The 20666-nt window shown below is 39.6% G+C and carries 15 protein-coding genes; 2 read left to right on the plus strand and 13 right to left on the minus strand.

Annotated features, from left to right (window positions below; translation table 11 throughout):
- Positions 1-118: 118 nt before the first annotated feature.
- Positions 119-1132: a LacI family DNA-binding transcriptional regulator gene (locus B9A18_RS04905; RefSeq protein ID WP_084287625.1), complete on the minus strand. Its 1014-nt coding sequence runs from the start codon at positions 1130-1132 to the stop codon at positions 119-121.
- Between the two features lie 203 nt (positions 1133-1335).
- On the opposite strand from B9A18_RS04905, the gene B9A18_RS04910 reads away from it, so the two are divergent.
- Complete coding sequence (locus tag B9A18_RS04910) at positions 1336-2487, plus strand: fatty acid desaturase family protein (RefSeq protein WP_084287628.1); 1152 nt, start codon at positions 1336-1338, stop codon at positions 2485-2487.
- A 20-nt stretch (positions 2488-2507) separates the two neighbouring features.
- Here B9A18_RS04910 and B9A18_RS04915 read toward each other — a convergent pair whose 3' ends face one another.
- The 8 genes from B9A18_RS04915 to B9A18_RS04950 all read right to left on the minus strand — a co-directional run bounded on the left by B9A18_RS04915 (position 2508) and on the right by B9A18_RS04950 (position 15375).
- On the minus strand, positions 2508-3197 hold the full coding sequence (locus B9A18_RS04915) for a GDSL-type esterase/lipase family protein (RefSeq protein WP_084288752.1): 690 nt from the start codon (positions 3195-3197) through the stop codon (positions 2508-2510).
- Between the two features lie 39 nt (positions 3198-3236).
- Positions 3237-4574, minus strand: a complete 1338-nt coding sequence (glpT, locus tag B9A18_RS04920) for a glycerol-3-phosphate transporter (RefSeq protein WP_084287631.1) — start codon at positions 4572-4574, stop codon at positions 3237-3239.
- A gap of 88 nt (positions 4575-4662) precedes the next feature.
- Positions 4663-5565, minus strand: coding sequence for a glycerophosphodiester phosphodiesterase (locus tag B9A18_RS04925; RefSeq protein ID WP_084287634.1), 903 nt, complete (start codon positions 5563-5565; stop codon positions 4663-4665).
- An 87-nt stretch (positions 5566-5652) separates the two neighbouring features.
- Positions 5653-7065 carry a calcineurin-like phosphoesterase C-terminal domain-containing protein gene (locus tag B9A18_RS04930; protein WP_084287637.1) on the minus strand — a complete coding sequence of 471 codons (1413 nt, stop codon included), beginning with the start codon at positions 7063-7065 and terminating at the stop codon, positions 5653-5655.
- Between the two features lie 157 nt (positions 7066-7222).
- The gene (locus tag B9A18_RS04935) at positions 7223-8773 is read right to left on the minus strand and encodes a DUF5689 domain-containing protein (RefSeq protein WP_084287640.1); all 1551 of its coding nucleotides are present in this window, start codon (positions 8771-8773) and stop codon (positions 7223-7225) included.
- A gap of 24 nt (positions 8774-8797) precedes the next feature.
- Complete coding sequence (locus B9A18_RS04940) at positions 8798-10363, minus strand: SusD/RagB family nutrient-binding outer membrane lipoprotein (protein ID WP_084287643.1); 1566 nt, start codon at positions 10361-10363, stop codon at positions 8798-8800.
- An 11-nt stretch (positions 10364-10374) separates the two neighbouring features.
- Positions 10375-13641, minus strand: coding sequence for a SusC/RagA family TonB-linked outer membrane protein (locus B9A18_RS04945; RefSeq protein ID WP_084287646.1), 3267 nt, complete (start codon positions 13639-13641; stop codon positions 10375-10377).
- A 123-nt stretch (positions 13642-13764) separates the two neighbouring features.
- Entirely contained in the window at positions 13765-15375 is a 1611-nt protein-coding gene (locus tag B9A18_RS04950) for a glycerol-3-phosphate dehydrogenase/oxidase (RefSeq protein ID WP_084287648.1), read from the minus strand.
- A 203-nt stretch (positions 15376-15578) separates the two neighbouring features.
- Here B9A18_RS04950 and B9A18_RS04955 point away from each other — a divergent pair, with 203 nt between their 5' ends.
- Positions 15579-16343: a DeoR/GlpR family DNA-binding transcription regulator gene (locus tag B9A18_RS04955; RefSeq protein ID WP_084287651.1), complete on the plus strand. Its 765-nt coding sequence runs from the start codon at positions 15579-15581 to the stop codon at positions 16341-16343.
- A gap of 15 nt (positions 16344-16358) precedes the next feature.
- On the opposite strand, the gene B9A18_RS04960 is transcribed toward B9A18_RS04955, so the two are convergent.
- The 4 genes from B9A18_RS04960 to B9A18_RS04975 all read right to left on the minus strand — a co-directional run bounded on the left by B9A18_RS04960 (position 16359) and on the right by B9A18_RS04975 (position 20607).
- A complete protein-coding gene (locus tag B9A18_RS04960; RefSeq protein ID WP_084287653.1) occupies positions 16359-17330 on the minus strand; it encodes a polyprenyl synthetase family protein in 972 nt (323 codons plus the stop codon).
- A 4-nt stretch (positions 17331-17334) separates the two neighbouring features.
- Positions 17335-18750 (minus strand): MBL fold metallo-hydrolase, encoded by a 1416-nt coding sequence (locus tag B9A18_RS04965; RefSeq protein WP_084287656.1) that lies wholly within the window; start codon positions 18748-18750, stop codon positions 17335-17337.
- Between the two features lie 70 nt (positions 18751-18820).
- On the minus strand, positions 18821-19837 hold the full coding sequence (locus tag B9A18_RS04970; RefSeq protein ID WP_084287659.1) for an asparaginase: 1017 nt from the start codon (positions 19835-19837) through the stop codon (positions 18821-18823).
- 2 nt (positions 19838-19839) lie between these two features.
- Positions 19840-20607: a TatD family hydrolase gene (locus tag B9A18_RS04975; protein ID WP_084287662.1), complete on the minus strand. Its 768-nt coding sequence runs from the start codon at positions 20605-20607 to the stop codon at positions 19840-19842.
- Between the last annotated feature and the right edge of the window lie 59 nt (positions 20608-20666).

Raw genomic sequence — 20666 nt, forward strand, 5'->3', positions numbered from 1 at the left:
AAAACGGTCATTTTAAGCGCTCAAAAAACGCCCTTTTCTGGCCTGAAATTCCGACTATTTTAGCGTTCCTTTTCTAAGCTAAAATTGCAGCTTGAGCGACTCCAAAAAATGACTTAGTTTAGCCTTTTTCGGTCGACCGTCTTTTTATAAGTTTTGAGTTCAGGACAATCTTTTCGTTTGGGTCTACGGATTCTGGATTTTCCAACATTCTGAATAAAAGATTTGCTGCTTCCGTTCCAATCTTTGTGGCGGGTTGTGTAATCGTAGTTAAAGAAGGATTCAGTAAAGGGGCGATCTCCAGACTTGAAAATCCAATCACCTTTAGCTGCTCCGGGACCGAAATATTCAAGTCATAGCAAGCATAATAGGTAGCAAATGCAAGCCTTTCCACAGAAGTGAAAACGCCATCAGGCTTTAACTCCGTTAGCATTCTCTTTAAGATCGCATTATTTTTGGTATAACTATTTGTGCAATCAACAACATACCTGTCATCATAAGGAATATTATATTTCTGTAAAGCGTCTATATATCCCTGCATCCGGAACTTACCAATCGATAGGTTTTTATTGATCACGAGGTAAGCAATATGCTTACAACCTTGTTTAATCAAGTGCTGTGTTGCAGAGAAACTACTATCATAATCATTTGTAATTACTCTTGGAGTAATAATATCCTCATAAACCCTATCAAAGAAAACCAGTGGCAAGCGTTTCTGTGTAAGTTCATTCAGATAAGTATGATCATTTGCTTCACCGCTTACCGACATAATAATTCCATCAGCTCTGCCATTGTGCAAGTGTCTGATAAAAGAGACTTCCTTCTCAAACACATCGTCCGTGGCATAGATCAAAATATGATATCCCTTATCACGGGCAATCTTCTCGATACCGTGTATAGCCTGCGAGAAAAAGTTATTGGCCAGCTCAGGTACAATTACAGCAATCGTTTTACTCCGCTGCTCTCTAAGATTACTTGCGTAATGATTAGGTTGATAATTGAATTCCTTTGCCTTAGCCAGTATTCTTTCCTTGGTTTCCTTACTGATATCACTATTATCCCTAAAAGCTCTGGAAACTGTAGAGGTAGACAGGTTCAGGGCTTTTGCCAACTGCTTGATGTTGATGTTTTCCATCTATATTCTTATAATGATTCTTAGAGTACCATTAATTTAACGGTAAATATAAATGAAAATCCAAACTGATTGATGTTTCGTACCTAAATATAATCATATCAACACACACATTAGTAATATGATAATGCGATGTACGTTTTAATTATGTTACATTAGCTGAATTAACTGCGGAGCGAAACACACTACCCATCGGGGAACAATTTATGAGAAAAAAGGTTAAGTTCACAAATGTCAATAACTCGACATTCTATGTGACTGTGCGGAAAAGGGTAGATGCCTATTTTACTGACAATAATATTTCAATACATGCAAACGGGGCGATGTGGTTTAAAACCATCTTTTTCCTGATAGGTCTGACGGCCATTTATCTGATGATTCTGCTCGGTGCATTCAACGCGACAGTAACACTCCTGCTTTGCGCACTGTTGGGCATGTTTGGTGCTTTTGTAGGCTTTAATGTCTGTCATGATGCCATCCATAAAGCTTATTCATCAAATGCTAACATTAATAAGGTTTTTAGCTTTGTCTTTAACCTGATTGGTGCCAGTCCCTATGTTTGGAACATCTGCCATAATATTGTCCACCATACCTATACCAATATTGCGGGGCATGATGAAGACATTGATGTTGCGCCAGGTCTGATCCGTTTTTCAGAAGCTGAAACCGTAAATAAGGTACAAAGCTATCAACACTATTACGCTTTTCTATTGTACAGTTTCGCTATGCTTTCCTGGGTATTTAGAAAAGATTATAAGAAATTCTTCCAGAAAAAAATCGGAGAACATGTGTGTGTACACCCTAAAATCGAATACTTCAAGCTCTTTTTTTACAAAGGAATCTACTATTTCCTGTTCATTGTACTCCCATTGCTGGTGATGAACATCACTTGGTGGCAGTTTGTTATCGGCTTCCTGGTGATGCAGTTTTCGCAAGGGCTGGTACTGGGTTTGGTATTCCAGCTGGCGCATGTTGTTGAGGGCACAGAATTTCCTTTCCCTAATGAAGAGGGTAATATTGAAGAGGCCTGGGCGGTGCATCAACTACAGACCACAGCCAACTTTGCTGTGGATTGTAAACTAACCAGCTTTTTATGTGGTGGATTAAACAGGCAGGTGGAGCATCATCTTTTCCCTAAAATATGTCACATCCACTACCCTGCTATTGGAGCAATTGTAAAGCAAACAGCAGCGGAATTTAACCTGGATTATAACGAGAGCCCAACCTTCGGTACAGCCTTGGTTTCTCACTATAAAACGCTTAAAAGGCTGGGTAAGGAAACCTATCACAACACCCCTTACATAAACAGGCCTGATCAATATCTGAACAGGCCCGCAATGGCTTTTGTAAAAAAATAATGTTTAGTAAAGGTTGGCTACTATAAATAGCCTCCCTTTTTGAGCACCTCTGCCCAAACCTTATAGCCTTCCGGCTTCAGGTGCAATCCATCGTGTGTTAGATTTGCTTTTAAATGATTTTCTGAGTCTAAGAAGTGTGGATACAAATCGATAATAGTTACCTTTTTCGCAGCCAGTTTTCTGATCTCCGAATTGAGCCATAAAATATGCTCATCTTTACCATAATGATTTTTGAACTTATTAAACGAACTATTTACAGGCAACAGCGTATAAAAATAGATCTTCGATCTTTTTGAACCTGATCTTATTCTGCTAATGATCGTTTTATAATTCCTTAGGATGATGCTATCAGGTACATTTCGAGAGATATCGTTGATACCTATCAACACAAATACTTTTGAAGGTTTGTCGCAAATAACCTGATCCAAACGTTCCAGAACACCAAAGGTTATATCTCCTGAAATACCCCTGTTTTTAGCATTAGGTAAGTCCAGAACCTTTCCCCAGTCGGTACCTGCTGTGATACTATTCCCTAAAAACACAAAGTCCTTTTTAGAGATGCCTTCCGTTTTAAATGTCTCTACCTTTTTAAGGTATGCTGCCGGCCTGTAAGTGCTGTCCCAGTTTAGCACCTGGGCCTTTGTGTTTATAGAGGCAAATAGCAAGACTAAACTTAATCCTGCTATAATCTTTTTAAATGAATGGTTCATCAACATATTAAATTATATAGCTATCCAATTATATGAAATTTATTGCGCGGCTAAATTGCGTTTCTCTCTGTTCCAGGTTAATGCAGTAAAGAAAATGGACAGTACACAAGCAGCTACAATTACCTCGAAACCACCGTCCCATCCCCATTTATCAACCACAATACCGATAGCTATATTGGCGAATAAAGCACCGCCCATATAGCCAAAAAGACCAGTTAAGCCTGCAGCAGTACCCGCAGCTTTCTTAGGTACCAGATCAAGCGCCTGCACGCCAATCAGCATCACAGGACCATAGATCAGGAAGCCGATGGCAATTAATGCAGCATTATCAATCCAGATGTTTCCCGGTGGGTTTTTCCAGTATACCAATACAGCAAATAGCACCAGTACCATATATATAATAGTTGCCGGAGCCCTGCGTCCTTTAAATACTTTATCACTGATCAATCCGCATAACAATGTTCCCGGAATTCCAGCATACTCATAAAAGAAATATGCCCAGCCCGATTCCTTTAAAGAAAAGCCTTTCGCCTCTTCAAGGAAAGTAGGCGCCCAATCCAAAATACCATACCTAACCAGGTAAACAAATGCATTTGCAAAAGCGATATACCACAATATCCGGTTGTTAAATACATATTTAAAGAAAATCTCTTTGGCTGTTAATTCTTTCTCGTGATCTACCGAATAATTTTTCGGATAGTCATTTTTATATTCCTCAATAGGTGGTAATCCGCATGATTGTGGGGTATCTCTAACCAGAATATAGGCAATAACAGCAAAGCCCAAGGCGATCAGTCCCGGAAAATAAAACTTACTGTGCCAGTCGGCGAAGATCTCAATAGCCAAAATAGCGATCGGACCAACCAGTCCCCCGCCCACATTATGTGCTACATTCCAGATGGACATCATGGTACCGCGTTCCTTTATGGAATACCAGTGCACGACTACCCTACCGCATGGAGGCCATCCCATCCCCTGGAACCATCCGTTAATGAATAACAGAACGAACATGACAGTGATGGATGAAGTAGCAAAAGGAAAAATCCCCATAAAAATCATGGTGAAAGCCGAGAGCACCAATCCAGTAGTCAGAAAATTACGTGCATTGCTTCGGTCCGACACATTTCCCATTAAAAACTTACTTAAACCATAGGCGATAGATACGCCCGACAATGCAAAGCCTAACTGTGCTTTAGTGAAGCCCTGATCAACAAGATCGGGCATTGCTAATGAAAAGTTTTTACGTACCAGGTAGTAACCTGCATAGCCCAGAAATATACCAAGAAATACTTTAAAACGTTGCTTTTTGTATTCTGGGTCTATTCTGTTTAAAGGCAGCAGTTCTTTATGTGGTGCCGGTGAAAATAATTTACTCATTTGTTTTGGTTAGTGGGTATTCTTATTGTAGTGCTTGGTTAGTTGATAGCGTTGAAAAGTAATTAATCAGGGAAACTCTCTGATTAACTTAAAAAAGGTTAGGATAATCGGAAATGATACCGTCTACGTTCAATTGCTTTAATTTGGCAATATCTTCCTTGGTATTTGGTGTCCATGGAATTACTTTAATCTTACGCTCATGGCATTGTTTAACCAGATCAGCGGTTACCATTTTAAAAGCCGGGCTTAAAATAAAAGGAGTAAAACCGAGGTCATCAATATTTTGTGCTACAGTCTTTTTATTTTTATCATCAATAAGGTAAGAGGTACGTACTTTAGGGTATTTTTTATTCAGAATTTGTAATGTTCTTTTGTCGAAAGACTGGATTACCACATATGGAGTAATTCCCTTTTCCTCAATCACATCCATCAACAGCTTTACAAATTCTTCAGGACCTGGATTTACAATACCATCACCTTTGGGGCTACACTTAGTTTCGATGTTATAGAACATCTGCTTTTTGCCTTTTGTGTATTGTTGTACATCATCAATCAGATCAGACAACAATGGGATATAAGTTTTGATCTTTTTCTGGTCAGGGAATCCTGCATGAAACTTTGTACCCAAATCAAATTGCTTCAATTCGCTATAGTTCATCTGATATACCGGATATTTTTTAGCATCAGATTTTGGGATTTCTTTACCATCCGGAGTCAGCATAAATCCCGGGCTCAGGTAATCGTCGTGGGTAACAACCACTTTGCCATCTTTAGTAATGTGGGTATCCATTTCCAGGGTGGTAACACCCAGATCAATGGTATGACGCATACCGATGATCGTGTTTTCAGGCATTAAGCCTCTGGCGCCCCTGTGTCCTTCTGTACTGAACGCCGGAAATTCTGTGCTGGCAGTTGAATTGGAGTTTTTCATGGTTTTACAGCCCGAAAAACTTAACAAAGCCACAGCGGCTACACAAATTACATTCTTCATTAGTTTATATTTTAGTTGTTAATAAAAATAAATCGATCATGAGTTATGCCCTCATGATCGATTCGTATATTGATTATTTAGTTTTCTTTAAGCATCAAGGCTAACTGTATATTTTTTGCCAAAGCGATCCGTTGCGATTACCTTAATGTTTTTTACAGATGGGTTAAAGTGTGCCATGAATAAATGGTCCATTTTTTTAGGTTCTGCGAACGATCTTGTAACCGGCATTTTATCACCTCTATACAATTGTACCGCTAATGGATCAAATCCCTTTTGTTGTTCCAGACCGCCCATTGGTTTCTCGTCTAAAAAGTATTCTACTTTCCATTCCGGATCCCAATTCCAGACATTGGCAATTAATCTCTTTTGGTTGGTCAATTCCTCCACAAACAGACTAACCTGTTTTGTCTGATCAAAGCCTGTTGATTTGTAATACCAACTCAAGTCGGTTCCATTTACCTCGTAAACACCATAGCCTCGTGGGGTTCCATCTTCACAGATTGGCCCTGTCCACCACGCACCACATACGGTACCATGGTTGTGCTCATATATACCATTGGTCATTTTATTGAGGTTGTAATGGGTATGGCCCGACATGATATGGACATTTTTATACCCCTCTAATAATGCATAAAGCTCTGCATTATTTTTAACCGAATTGTGTATAGGGATATGTACACTAATAACCAGTAATTGATCTTTAGCTACGTATTTAAGGTCTTTGGCTAACCATGATAATTGGTTTTCGCTGATATAACCATCATACAAACGTTCACTGCCCAGATAACGGACATCATCTAACACTACATAATGCGCTTTACCACGGTTAAATGAATAGTAAGTTGGGCCAAATACTTCTTTAAAAGTCTTATCGGATGTTTCATCGTCACCCATTCTATAATCCATATCGTGGTTACCCAAGGCCTGGAAAAACGGAATGCCCATTTCCGCTACCGCCTGGTTGTAATCAGGGAACAAAGCATGGTTATCCCATACAATATCTCCAACGCAAATACCATGAACCAAGGCATCAGGTCCCATTGATTTCACAAGTTGCTTTACATCCGGCACAGCTGTATCCATCATTTCCTTTACATCCTTTTTACTTTTTACCTGTGGATCAGCCCAGATGATGAAACTGTGCTTTTTATCGTTCCCTTTTAAAGCTTTAAGCTTAAAGTTATATTCGTTACGGCTTCCCAGGGTTTCGTATTGTCTTGTTATATGGTAATCCGTTTTAAACTCATAACCTGCAGGCGTACTCATAAATATATTAGTAGCCCTGTCATCGGTAGTAATGGTGTAGTTTCCTTTGGCATCTGTTACCACAACGCTATAACCATCGGAAATCACCACATTTGCAACACCTCTTCTACCATCGGTTACTGTTCCTCTGATGGTTTTATCTCTTTTTAATTTAGAGAAGGCATTAGATTGTAAGCTGATAAACGCGCCTCCGGTAATGAGGCCCATCGATTGAATAAAGGATCTTCTGTTCACAATTATGTATTAAAAAAATTAAAAATTAAGGATAGAATTAGTGTAATAAGGACTATAAGAGCATCCTGTTATACTAATTTTGATAGACTGCAAAGTCGTCAATGCCCCCTTTATTAAACAGGAGCTATCAATGATAGCTCCTGTTTAATGGAAAATATTAATTTATAAGTTTTGTCATTGCTGGTTTATTTTCTAATGGCTCTTCAATTAGAGTCAAAGGCGAAGTTGTACCAAGTGCAACAGAATTATGGGCCCGCTTAGTTATCCATTTCTTAGCCTTAGCATCATACACACCTCCAAGATAACTGAAAGCATTGATCCCCGGAAGCTGAAGTATAGCCGTGTTTTTACCTTGTCTGAAAAATGGTTGATCAGTATTACCATCTTTTAAGTTGTAAAAATCGTTGCTGCAAATAGAGTATCCGACACCATTCCCATACATGGATCCTCCAGCACCTCCGTAGAATATTACATCTGATGGCACTGACTTTAATTCAACGTTGGTAAAAGGGAAGATTGCAATACCGGCGGGATTCCCAGAGTTACCAAGTAAATTACTTGTTTTAGTACCAATTCCATCGTCTCCCCCGTTACTAGCATATAGCTTACTTACTACCCAATTGGTCTGACTAATATCTCTTGATCCTATACCATTTATTTGTTTATAACCACCTACATAAAAGAATTTTCCTTTTGCTACAGTACCACGGGTAATTACAAATTTATAAGTACGTAAATCACCAGTATTCCAGCCAGCAAGTGGAAAACCAGTAGGAGTAGAAGTTCCAGCATTATTAGTTGTATACACACTAAAATTCTTTTGTCTGAAATCCAAATCCTGAGTAGCCATGAATTGTATGTACTCATAGTTGCCATCTGTACTAGTCGGATCAGCCAGGTAACCAGTTATAATTGCGGGATGCGGTCCTAATGGAATTGACGGATCAACAACGATACTTGTTGCTTCAAAATCTTCCTTTATTCGTGGCCAAATCTGTGGAACACCACCTGTTGAAGAAGGGATTAATAATCCAGTCACATTAGCAGAATAAGGCAATAGTTCATTTTTAAAATTTGCTGTAGCATTTACATGCATTTGCATATCTCCTGAACCCTCATTCAGGGTTTTCACTCCTTCAAGTGTTTCAACGCCAATATTTGGTTCGAAATTACAATTGTTGATCTTTACTAAGCATCCTTCGAAATTATCAGGTTTAGCAAGCAAAGTGATAGCTGAAACTGGCATATATAATAATTTTACACCAGACTTTACCTTTACTATATCAGTAGCAGAAACTCCCGTAATTTGCAAAATTCCGTTTACACGCCTTAGTACACCACCTTCTATTTTTATCTGTACAGAATCTCCTGGGACATAATTGGCTGCTGCTGCACCTACGTTTATTGCAATCCCCCTTAATGAGTCGATCCCACTAGATACTTGTCTTAAATTCTGGATAAACAATAAACCTTCAGGTAAATTATGGCCAGAATGATCAGAAGTAACCTGACCTTGTACACTTATTGCCTCCCTGGTTAATTCTTTAGTCAGGGTAACATCAGCACCTTTATAAAGCTTTTTTAAATCCAAATTGGAAATAAATGGACTGGGCGTAACGATCATATAATCACTATCCCTTTTACATGCAGCCAGTGCAACTACAAATGCCCCTATTATCAGTATATGTTTATTTAATATCTTTCTCATGACTATTTTTCTAAATATTAAGAATTAGGGTTTTTGCCACCACACCAATGTATTGATATCATCTGCACCTTGAGTCGCTACAGCCTTCTTATAATTGGTTGGATTTGTCGATTGCGTTACAAGCGGGTAATTTAACCTTGCCGGCATTTTACGATCCCCTAAGCCAGCTCCTCTTGGTAAAAAAGGATGGCCAGTACGTCTATATTCAAACCACTGTTGAAAGTCAACCAGGAACATAGCATAATACTTTTGAATATGTATCATTTCCATTTTACTATTTCCTCCTGATAGATCCTCCAATGGTAGAGCAGGATTCCATTTTAGATTTACCCCATCAGTGATGTATTTAACAAATTTAGCATCTGTTGGACCTGTATATTGTGTCGGCATCCAATAAGTGATCGCATCAACCATACCTTTATAATAGTAATTCTCAGCAGAACCATTGATCCATCCTTTTGCAGCTGCCTCCGCTAGTATAAAGCTCACCTCTGCACTGTTCATAATGATACCTGTGTTGGGATCCGTTTGTAAAGTGAATTTATCCGTTTCTGCATCTGAATTAAAATGCGCTTGTATGATCACACCAGTACCCGGTTCATAACCGCTTGGCACGCCTACATATCCATCAATTCCTTTATCAATGCCAAAGCGCGATACCCCCTTAATACCCAATGCCGGATCTACTCTTGGATCTTCCCATGAAACCAATTTACCCAGGAAGAAATCACAAATAGGCATATTCCTGAAATCAACCGCACGTATACCTATCATATATGGAGAAGAATAAACAGCTGTACTGCTATTGGTTCCGTTCCATAAAATTTTAGCAGTCTGTGTATTATTTTCTATAATTGGATATTCAGCAGGATTAGTATCTACAATCTCTTTAATCTTTGCAATGACTGTGCTTGCAACTTCTGCTTTTCCAGAAGCACGAAGTAATAACCTTAAATAAAGTGAATTACCAAATCTTCTCCATTTTGAGATATCCCCCTTATAAACTGGATCACTTGCGGCTTCTATGGCAGTACCTTCTTTTAATAAGTCATTTGCTTCTTCCAGTTTTTTAAACATATCTGCATAGATATCTTGTTGTTTATCAAACACAGGTTGCATATTACCGGTTTTCCCCATGTTTGCCTCAGAATAAGGAACATCACCGTAAGTATCTGTTAATAATGAAGATACCCATGTTTGAGTAATCAACGATATCCCCTGATAAGATTTATTAAAGCTTTCAGGTTTACTTGCAACAGTATAGATGTCTTTAAGATCTGTCATATTTGTATACCAGGCATTCCAGGTATAATCAGCCCAGGTTCTTCTCACATCATAGCGAAAGATTTTACCTTCTGCATCACTAATTTCTACTGAAACCTGCATCAATTGATTATTGAAATTCCAGTTACGAATCATATTAGCATATAAAACATTCACTAGAGCAGGCTGTAGCAATCTGCGGGCCTCTACCTCTCTCTCACCAATAGGATCAATATTTACCGTGGTGAAATCTTTTGTACAGGAAAGGGTTGATAAACCCAAAACCGATAAGAGTGTATATACTATAGTATTTTTAATCTTTTTCATAATTCTATAAATTAAAGGCCCACAACTAAACGTACACCAAATGTTCTGGTAGATGGCAATTGGCCTGTCTCAAATCCTTGAACAATATCCGAACCTGCCAATGTACCGAACTCAGGGTCGAATGCTGGCCATGGCGACCAGATGAACAGGTCACGTCCATAAACACTTATGCTTGCCTTATTAAAAACGCCTATTTTTTTCAACATCCTTTTATCAAGAGCGTAACCAATACTAGCTTCTCTGAATTTAATATAGTCTGTCCTAAAAATACTTCCTTCAGCTTGCCCACTTCCATAAACCGATTCATAAAAAGCAGCAAGGTCAGTAGCGATTACATCATTTTTACGGAAACTACCATCAGGGTTCTGTAAAACACCATCTCCAATTACACCATTATATCTTCCTGGTAATGTAACTGCATGCTTACCCAAAGACGCCATTCTTGAGAAAGTAAGTGAATGACCAACTCCTCCAACCTGAGCATCAAATAAAACATTCATGTTAAATTGTTTGTAGCTAACTCCTGTACCAAGACTAAACCTCATATCAGGCATGGTATTACCAAGATATAATAAGTCAGGATTTTCTAAAGCCACACCTGTCTCTGGATTAAACACGATCTGACCATCTGGTGAGCGTAGGTAACCTCTTCCATATAAATCGCCCATGCTACCACCAACATTTGCCACAACCTGGCCACCCCCCAATGCTCCTGTACGAAGTACCACAGAACTATCTGCCAATTCTTTAATCACATTTTTATTGGCAGAGAAAGTAGCAAAAGTTGTCCATTTGAAGTTTTTGCTTTGTAATGGTGTACCATTAAGCGCTACCTCAATACCTCTATTATCTACCCTACCGATGTTAACCACCTGTACATTGTACCCAGTAGATTTATCTACAATTCTATTTAAAATCTGGTTTTTGGTATTACCTGAATACACCGCAAGGTCTAAGCCTAAACGATTTTTAAACATTTTTAATTCTAACCCCAATTCAACTGTGGTTGTTTTAAGTGGTTTCAAATCATAATTAGGCAATGCTCTTGGATTGTTCATTGAAGTATCCGGATAAATTCCATCCGCTGCTTTCAAATAATAATATGCCGTTCTATATGGAACATTACTTCCACTACCTACCTGTGCTATTGAACCTCTTAATTTAGCAAAGCTAAATGCTTTTGGAAGCTTCCAATAATCAGATGCTACAAAAGCTAAACTAGCTGATGGATAGAAAAATCCTACATTTTCTGTACCTGTTAATGTTGCCAAAGTACTATTCCAATCCTGGCGACCGGTAATATCTAAGTATAAAAAGTTTTTATAGGCAAATGATGCTGAAGCATACAAACTATTGATTCTATATCTTGCCGTATCTGGAACATAAATCAACGGGTTTTCATTATTCTCCAGTCTGTAGTCATTAGGAATTATCAAACCGTCTGCACGAGTTTCCATCCTGCCATATTCGTTGCGCATCTGACTCCCACCAAAATTTGCAGTCACATGCAAATCTTTGTTGATTTTCTTGTCGTATTTTAACAAGAAATCAGCATTAATCTCATAAGAATGCATATCAGATTCACGATAAGAACCATGCGCAAATTTATTTCCGGATGCATCCCAAGGGCGACGAGTTTCACGAATCTCGTCGTTTAAATCTATCGACGCCCGAGCCATTAAACTTAAGGCTTTCGTAAATTTGTAATTCGCCTGAAGATTACCTAAAATCCCATTTCTTCTTTGAGCATTTATATATTGCTCTGAAATAGCGTACGGACTTTCCGGGTTAGTAGTTGTAAGGTTAATAAATTGCTGATATTCCTTACCAGGAGTCCAATAGTCTCTATACCAATCAACATTTACGTTTGGCTGAGCAAACATAAACCAGTACATCAGCGATTGATTACCATAACCTGTAGCGGGTAAGTTATCACTATGTCTGTTACTATATTGTGCTTTTAGATTTAAGCTTAGCTTTTTAGTTAGGTTAGTATTTGCATTAAAGGTCGCAGTTGTTCTTTCATAGCCTGTATTTGGTACAATCCATTCATTGCTACCATGACTTGCAGAAAAACGCATACCTACTTTCTTATAGGTACCATCTAAACTTATTGAGTTCAATGATTCGAATCCAGTCACAAAAAATGCATCTATTGGATCTTTATAAGCAACCCAAGGCGTGCGCGCAATACCTTGCTTTTTTGTTACAGGATCGTATTGATAGAACATACTTCCAGTGCTAAATGCAGGTCCCCATGTAGAACTGGTCCCGTTTGTACTTGATCCATCTGGAGATGTACCATATGAGAAATAAGGGACACCAAAAGTACCTGAACCAAACTCCTGTTGTCTGTCTGGTCCACGATTTATGTCTTGCCATGAACTATTCGAAGTAAAGGTGATTCCCATTGTTTTTCTATCCTTAGTGGCAGATTTAGTAGTAATAATAATCGCACCATTCGCACCTCTTTGACCATACAGCGCTGATGCTGCAGGACCTTTAAGCACTGTAACAGTCTCTATATCGTCAGGGTTTAAATCGCTTATTCCACTTCCGAAATCAGCAGGCATAATATCGCCAGATGTACCATACACGCCACCACCAGTAGCAGCAGTACGCTTAGAGCTACTAGAGGCCACCACACCATCGATTACAATTAGCGCTTCGTTATCACCTGTAAGGTTATTCTCTCCACGTAAAATAATTTTATTGGATCCAGCCGGGCCATCATTCTTCACCATATTTAAACCTGCAACTTTTCCCGACAAAGCATCGGTCCAGTTACTGGAAATCGCATTAGTTAACTGCGTACTGTCAACCGTGGTTGTAGCAAAACCCAAAGATTTCTGCTCACGTTTAATACCTAAGGCCGTTACTACAACCTCATTAAGATTAGAACTTGAACTGTTCAACGTAACCGTCATCGTATTGGTTGCCCCGGTAACCATACGTTTAGCAGTAGTGTAACCAATCATATTAAAAGAAAGCTCAGTTCCCTTTACCGCTTTCACAGTAAACGAACCATTTACATCAGTTACACCCAAAACTTTCCTTTGACTGTCAGAAATGGTAACACCAGGTATCCCTTGTCCATCACCACCATCCTTAACCGTCCCTTTTACGGTAACAGTCTCTTGTCTCGCCAGATAAACGGGCACCGGCCCCGTTTCAGCCAGAAGCACTTGCGGCAATTGCATAAAAACCACCGCACAGGCAAAAGCTAGATATCGTGATGGTTTCTTAAATTGCATGTAGTTTGTAAAGTTTCTAATCATAATGCTATTTAATTATTTGGTTAGTTCTTTTTTGTTTTGCAACATTTCGTTTCATTTCGCTTTTTTCAATTTGCTGCAAATATCAAGGTTACAGTTTTAAATTAATGTTAAGTATTGATTAAGTTAGGCGGTCGCCTTTACATAAGTTCCGTCACCACTTCCAGTCTCCGGCGTATACAACAAATACTGTTTTACCAGTGTAGCAAACGCATCAATCTGATCGTTTATCCATCGTTCATCCTTACCAAGTTCCTCTGCCATAACACGAGCTACAGCCGGAGCAAGCACCAAAGCACCTTTTGCATCCAGGAACAACAAACGCATCCTTCGGGAAAGTACATCCTCTATCGTACGCGCCATCTCATTCCGTACCATCCAAACTACTTCTGCTTTCACATATTTAAAATCAGCATGCAATGCTTCACTCATTTTCGGATCCGCTTTCATTAAAGCACGAATGCCCGCTGCATCAGCACCATACAAGCCCAGGTTACCTCCCTGCATTTCAGCAACATACCCATGTATTTTAACATCTTGTGTAATACACTTCTTTGCAGCCAGTTTTCCCAACTCAATAGCCTTATCCACTACGTCCATCGCCATCCTACGGTAGGTAGTCCACTTACCTCCTGTTATAGTAATTAACCCCGAAGTACTAATAATCAGCTTATGACTTCTTGAAATTTCTTTCGTACTGTTTGTATCCTTACCAGGAGCAGCCAGAGGCCTTAAACCAGCAAAGGCCGCAAGCACATCCTTTCTTGAAGGTTCTCTGGTGAGGTATTTACCCGCTGTGGTTAATATAAATTCAATTTCTTCATCCAATGGTTTCGGCTCCAAACTATGCTCATCCAATGGCGTATCGGTTGTCCCTACTAATACCTTACCATGCCATGGCACGGCAAATAAAACCCTTCCGTCAGAAGTCTTAGGAATCATTAGTGCGCTATCCCCCTTTAAAAAAGAAGCATCAAGCACTACGTGCGCACCCTGACTTGGGCGTACAATAGCTTTCCCTGTAGGAACATCCATTTTTAAAATATCATCTACAAAAACACCTGTAGCATTAATCACTACTTTCGCTTTTAACGTATAGTTTTTATTCGTTTCGGTATCCGTAAAACTTACGCCATTTACATTCCCACCTTCTTTGGTTAATCCGGTAACCTTCGTATAGTTTAGCAACACACCTCCATATTCAGCAGCAGTCTGCGCAAGATTCAGAGCCAGCCTGGCATCATCAAACTGACCATCACTATAACTTACTCCGCCAATCAACCCATCAGGTTTTAATCCCGGAATTGCCTTCAACACCTTTTCAGCCGACAAGAACATAGACTTCTTAAAACCACTCTTCCCTGCCAATAAATCATAAAGTGTTAAACCAATCAGGTATTTATATTTCGACAACCAGGAATAGACAGGAATAATAAAATCCTGGTCTTTAACCAGGTGTGGTGCATTTTTCAATAAAAGTCCACGTTCATGCAAGGCTTCATAAACCAATGCGACATCACCTTGTGCCAGATAACGAACTCCGCCATGCACCAGCTTGGTACTACGACTGGAAGTTCCCTTTGCAAAATCAGATTGCTCCAACAATAACGTCTTATACCCTCTACTTGCGGCATCCACAGCTGTACCTAAGCCAGTTGCTCCGCCTCCAATAATAATGACATCCCAATTTTCCTGTACTTCTACTTGCTCTATGAATGATTCGCGTCTAAACACCATTTCGTTTCTTTTCAATTTTAAACTCTAATATTTCACAAACTTTCGTTTGTGAAACCAAATATAACTAAACGAAACTAAAAAAAGATACTTATTATAAAAAACTAATTGGTGATTTTATTTTTTAGGCTTAAGTTTGCTGAGCAGTTGATTCCAGAACCGAAAAAACGTCTCTCTATATTACTGCCGCATTTATACCTAACCAAATGATCAACATAGCAGAAAGACATCAATACATTTTAAATAAAGTTCAAACAGAAGGTTCTATAGATGTACAATCACTATGCAAAGAGCTACAGGTTTCGTCTGTTACAATTCGGAAGGACCTGAAACTACTTGAAGATAAAAATCTTCTATACAGAACTCACGGCGGAGCTACATTAAACAACCCATACACAGTAGATAAACCGGTAAATGAGAAGGAACATTTACAGTCGGCTGAAAAGATGAGGATTGGCGCGCTGGCTGCAGGATTGATCGAGGACAATGACTCCATCATCATTGCTTCCGGAACAACAGTACTGGCAATGGCCCGTTGCATTAAGCCTAAAGGCACTTTAACAGTGATCACCTCTGCCTTAAATGTAGCACTTGAGCTTGTCCACCATAATGATATCGAAGTTATTCAACTAGGTGGTTTATTGAGAAAAAGCTCATCCTCTGTTGCCGGGCCTTATTCAGACAATGTACTAGGCAACGTTTTCTGTAGTAAATTATACCTGGGTGTTGATGGGATTGATCTTGAATTCGGATTAACAACCACCAGTGCTTCTGAAGCCCAGCTCAACAGACAGATGATCTCGTCCTCTCAGAAAATAATCGTCCTGGCCGATTCTACTAAATTCGGGAAACGTGGTTTTGGAAGAATATGTGGAATTGAAGAAGTTGATCACATCATTACCGATAGTGGTATTTCTGATCAAATCAAGAAAGGATTGGAAAGCCTGGGGATTAAAGTTTCGATAATTTAAGCTTTATCCCCCGTTTTACTTTTTCCTTTCAGTAGTATAACGCACTAGCTGTTCAAGCCCTGTTCTGGCTTCACCGGGTTCAAAGCTGTGCAAAATATCAAAAGCTTCCTGCTGATACTGGATCATTTTCTCGTTAGCGTAATGTACACCATTCTTGGCGTTCACAAAATCGATGATCTCCTGTATCTTTGCCGGCTCCTCCTGATGATTCTTTACCAGGTTGATGATTCTCTTTTTCTCAGATTTTTCTGCACGGTTTAGGGCATAGATTAGTGGAAGTGTTACTTTTTTCTCTTTAATATCTATCCCTAAAGGCTTGCCCACATCGTCAGTACCAAAATCGAAGGTATCATCCTTAATCTGGAAAGCTATCCCAACCTTTTCACCAAACAAACGCATCTTCTCTACAGTTTCTTCATCCGCACCGGCAGATGCAGCTCCACAGGCACAGCAGGATGCAATAAGAGAAGCGGTCTTTTGTCTGATAACATCAAAATATAGCTCCTCACTAATATCCATCCTCCTCACTTTTTCTATTTGAAGCAACTCTCCCTCACTCATCTGCTTCACCGCTTCAGAAACAATTTGCAATAAACGGAATTCAGAATTATTTACAGATAGCAATAAACCTTTAGCCAGCAGATAATCGCCTACCAAAACAGCAATCTTATTTTTCCATAAAGCATTGATAGAAAAAAAGCCTCTTCGTTCATAAGCATTATCCACCACATCATCATGAACAAGTGTAGCAGTATGCAACAGTTCTACTAACGCCGCCCCTCTGTGCGTAGATTCGATGATTCCACCACAAAGTTTTGCAGCAAAAAAAACGAACATTGGCCTGATTTGCTTCCCCTTACGTTTAACAATATAATGGGTGATCCTGTCCAGCAACGGTGCATCACTATGCATCGATGCCTTGAACTTTTCTTCAAAAGCATCAATATCTGCTGCTATGGGTAGTTTTATCTGATTTATTCCCGGCATCTTTTTAGGCTTTCATGGCTTTAGATGGACAGGCAAAGTCTGTACGTTTTAAACCTGTCCCTTTAATTGCACCATAACCACCGGCAATATCCACAACATGCTCAACTCCTCTTGCTTTAAGAATAGAAGCGGCTACCATAGAGCGATAACCACCGGCACAATGAATATAATAAGTATTGTCATGATCAATTTCGTTGGTCCACTCATTGATATAATCCAAGGGACGGGTCATCGTCATTTCTAAATGCTCTGATTCATATTCACCAGGTTTTCTTACATCAAGTACATTGATGGCTGAATCCTCGTTTACGATACGTTCAAATTCTTCAGATGATATAGATTTAATGGTATCAACATCCTTTCCGGCTTCCTGCCATGCAGCAACGCCACCTGCAAGATAACCGATAGTATTATCGTACCCTACTCTTGCCAGACGTGTAATGGCTTCTTCTTCTTTACCCTCTTCAACGATCAACAACAAAGGTTGTTTCATATCTGTAACCAGCGCACCTACCCAAGGGGCAAACTGTCCGTTTAAGCCAATATTTACAGCAGATGGAACAAATCCCTTAGCAAACACCTGCGGATCTCTTGTATCCAGAATTAATGCACCTGTTAAGTTTGCCATAGCTTCAAATTCCTGAGGTGCCAAAGGCTTTAAACCTTTTTCTGTCACCTCATCAAAACTTTCGTAACCATTTTTATTCATGGCCGCATTTTTAGCAAAATATTGTGGTGGAGGTAAAATACCATCCGTAACTTCTTTTATAAACTGCGCTTTCGACGTAGCCTTAAGCGCGTAATTTACTTCCTTCTGGTGACCCAAAGTATCAAAGGTCTCCTTACTCATGTTCTTGCCACAGGCAGAACCCGCACCATGCGCAGGATAAACCAGCACATCATCAGGAAGCGTTAATATCTTATTTTGTAGTGAATCGTATAAAGTCGCCGCCATATCTTCCATCGTCAGGTCTCCCTGCTGTGCCAGATCCGGCCTGCCTACATCACCAATAAACAGGGTATCACCTGTAAAAATACAATGTGCCTTCCCGTTTTTATCAGTCAATAAATAAGTCGTTGATTCAGGTGTATGCCCTGGTGTATGCAACACGGTGATGGTCAGCTCACCGATTTTAAACTGCTCTCCATCCGCAGCAATATGCGATTTGAAAGTAGTTTTGGCTGTAGGGCCATAAACAATTGCAGCACCTGATTTCTCAGCAAGATCAACATGCCCCGAAACAAAATCGGCATGAAAATGTGTCTCAAAAATATACTTAATTACAGCATTATCCTTCTTTGCTTTTTTCAAATAAGGCTCTACCTCACGCAAAGGATCAATAATTGCAGCCTCCCCATTACTTTCTATATAATAAGCAGCCTCTGCTAAACACCCCGTATATATTTGCTCTATCTTCATTACTTTCTCTATTAAAGCTCAAATTTAAAATTATAATCCTTGTGCAAAAAACAAACGCCGAAGTTTTACCTTAAGCGGTTAATTCTCCTCTAAGCGATTGCTCCATCAACTTAACAACCTCACCATTGTTATGCCCTTGTGCCATCAGGTACATCAACTTCGTAACCGTAGCTTCGAAAGTCATATCGTAACCACTTACAACCCCCATTTGTTGCAACTTTTTACTTGTTTCATATTTACCTAACTCTACAGATCCACGCTGGCACTGAGAAATATCAACTATTAATTTACCGTTATTAATGGCCTCCTGCAAACAATCGATAAACCAATCGGCAGTTGTGGTATTTCCAGAACCAAAGGTTTCTAAAACAATAGCGTCAACTGCTGAATGAGTAATAGCCATTACCGCCAGCTTAGAAATACCCGGGTACATTTTCAACACACCAATGTTAGAATTAAAATCTAAAAGCACCTGCAATTCCTTTTCAGGCTGAGGCAATATATAATTATTAAAAAAGGTCAGGTGTACTCCCGCTTCTGCAAGTATTGGATAGTTTGGAGAGCGGAAGGCCTCAAACTTCTCCGAATTGTATTTAATAGAGCGGTTGCCGCGAAACAGCTGGGAGTCGAAATAGATGCAAACTTCAGGCACCTTTGCTTTCCCCTTCTCTTTCATCGCTGCAATTTCGAGCGCTGTAATCAGATTCTCTTTTGCATCCGTTCTGATCTCGCCAATAGGCAACTGCGAACCGGTAAGAATCACAGGCTTGCTCAGATTCTGCAACATAAAGCTCAACGCCGAAGCCGTATAAGCCATTGTATCTGAACCGTGAAGGATCACGAAACCATCAAATTCATCATATCTCGTAAAAATGAGTTTAGCCAACTCTGCCCAAATATCCGGATGCATATTCGATGAATCCATGATCGGATCAAAAGAATGTACTTCAAGCTCGTAATTCAATCTTGCCAGCTCAGGCACATTTTGTTGAATCTGTTTAAAATTAAAAGGGATCAGCGTGCCGGTATCGGTATCATTTACCATACCTATAGTTCCGCCCGTGTATATGATGAGTATCTTGGTCATTATTAGATTTTAAAAATGCTGATGGAATTTGCGGTGGTTACAGCCGCGATTTCCTCTACGCTAGTTTCATATATTTCAGCTAGTTTTTGTGCGATATGCACAAGGTAGCTACTTTCATTCGGCTTGCCTCTATGAGGAACCGGTGCCAGATATGGAGAATCCGTTTCCAGTACCAGCTTGGCCAATGGCACATGCTTCAAAACTTCATCCAGGCCTGCCTTTTTATAGGTAACCACACCACCAATACCTAAAAAGAAACCCAGTTCAATAGCTTTATTGGCCTGTTCAAGATTTCCGGTAAAGCAATGTAAAATACCTCTCAAATCTTTCCCCTTCTCTTCTTCAAGTATCTCGAAGATCTCATCAAAGGCTTCCCTGCAATGAATCACAATAGGCAGATCAAGATCCTTTGCCCATTTAATCTGCTCACGGAAGGCCGCTTGTTGAAAAGGGAGCGTACTTTTATCCCAGTGAAGATCTATGCCGATCTCCCCAATAGCATAAAAATCCCTGTCGACCATACTCTGACAGATTTCATCTAAAACCTCTTCATAGTTTTCCTTTACATCACAAGGATGCAAACCGATCATTGCAAAACAATTTTTAGGATATTTCTTTACCAGGACTTCAATTTTTGCGATAGAAGCCACATCGACATTAGGTAGAAACAGGCGTTCAATTTGATTATCGAAACAACGCTGCATAAGCTGATCTAGCTTCTCCTCATCTGTTTCGTAATACAGATGTGTATGGGTGTCTGTTAAAAGCATTGGCGAAGTTAATAAAATCCCGCGTAGCTTGACAAATAAAAAACCCGGTCTGCATATGC

Source organism: Pedobacter nyackensis (assembly GCF_900176505.1).
Classification (GTDB): domain Bacteria; phylum Bacteroidota; class Bacteroidia; order Sphingobacteriales; family Sphingobacteriaceae; genus Pedobacter; species Pedobacter nyackensis.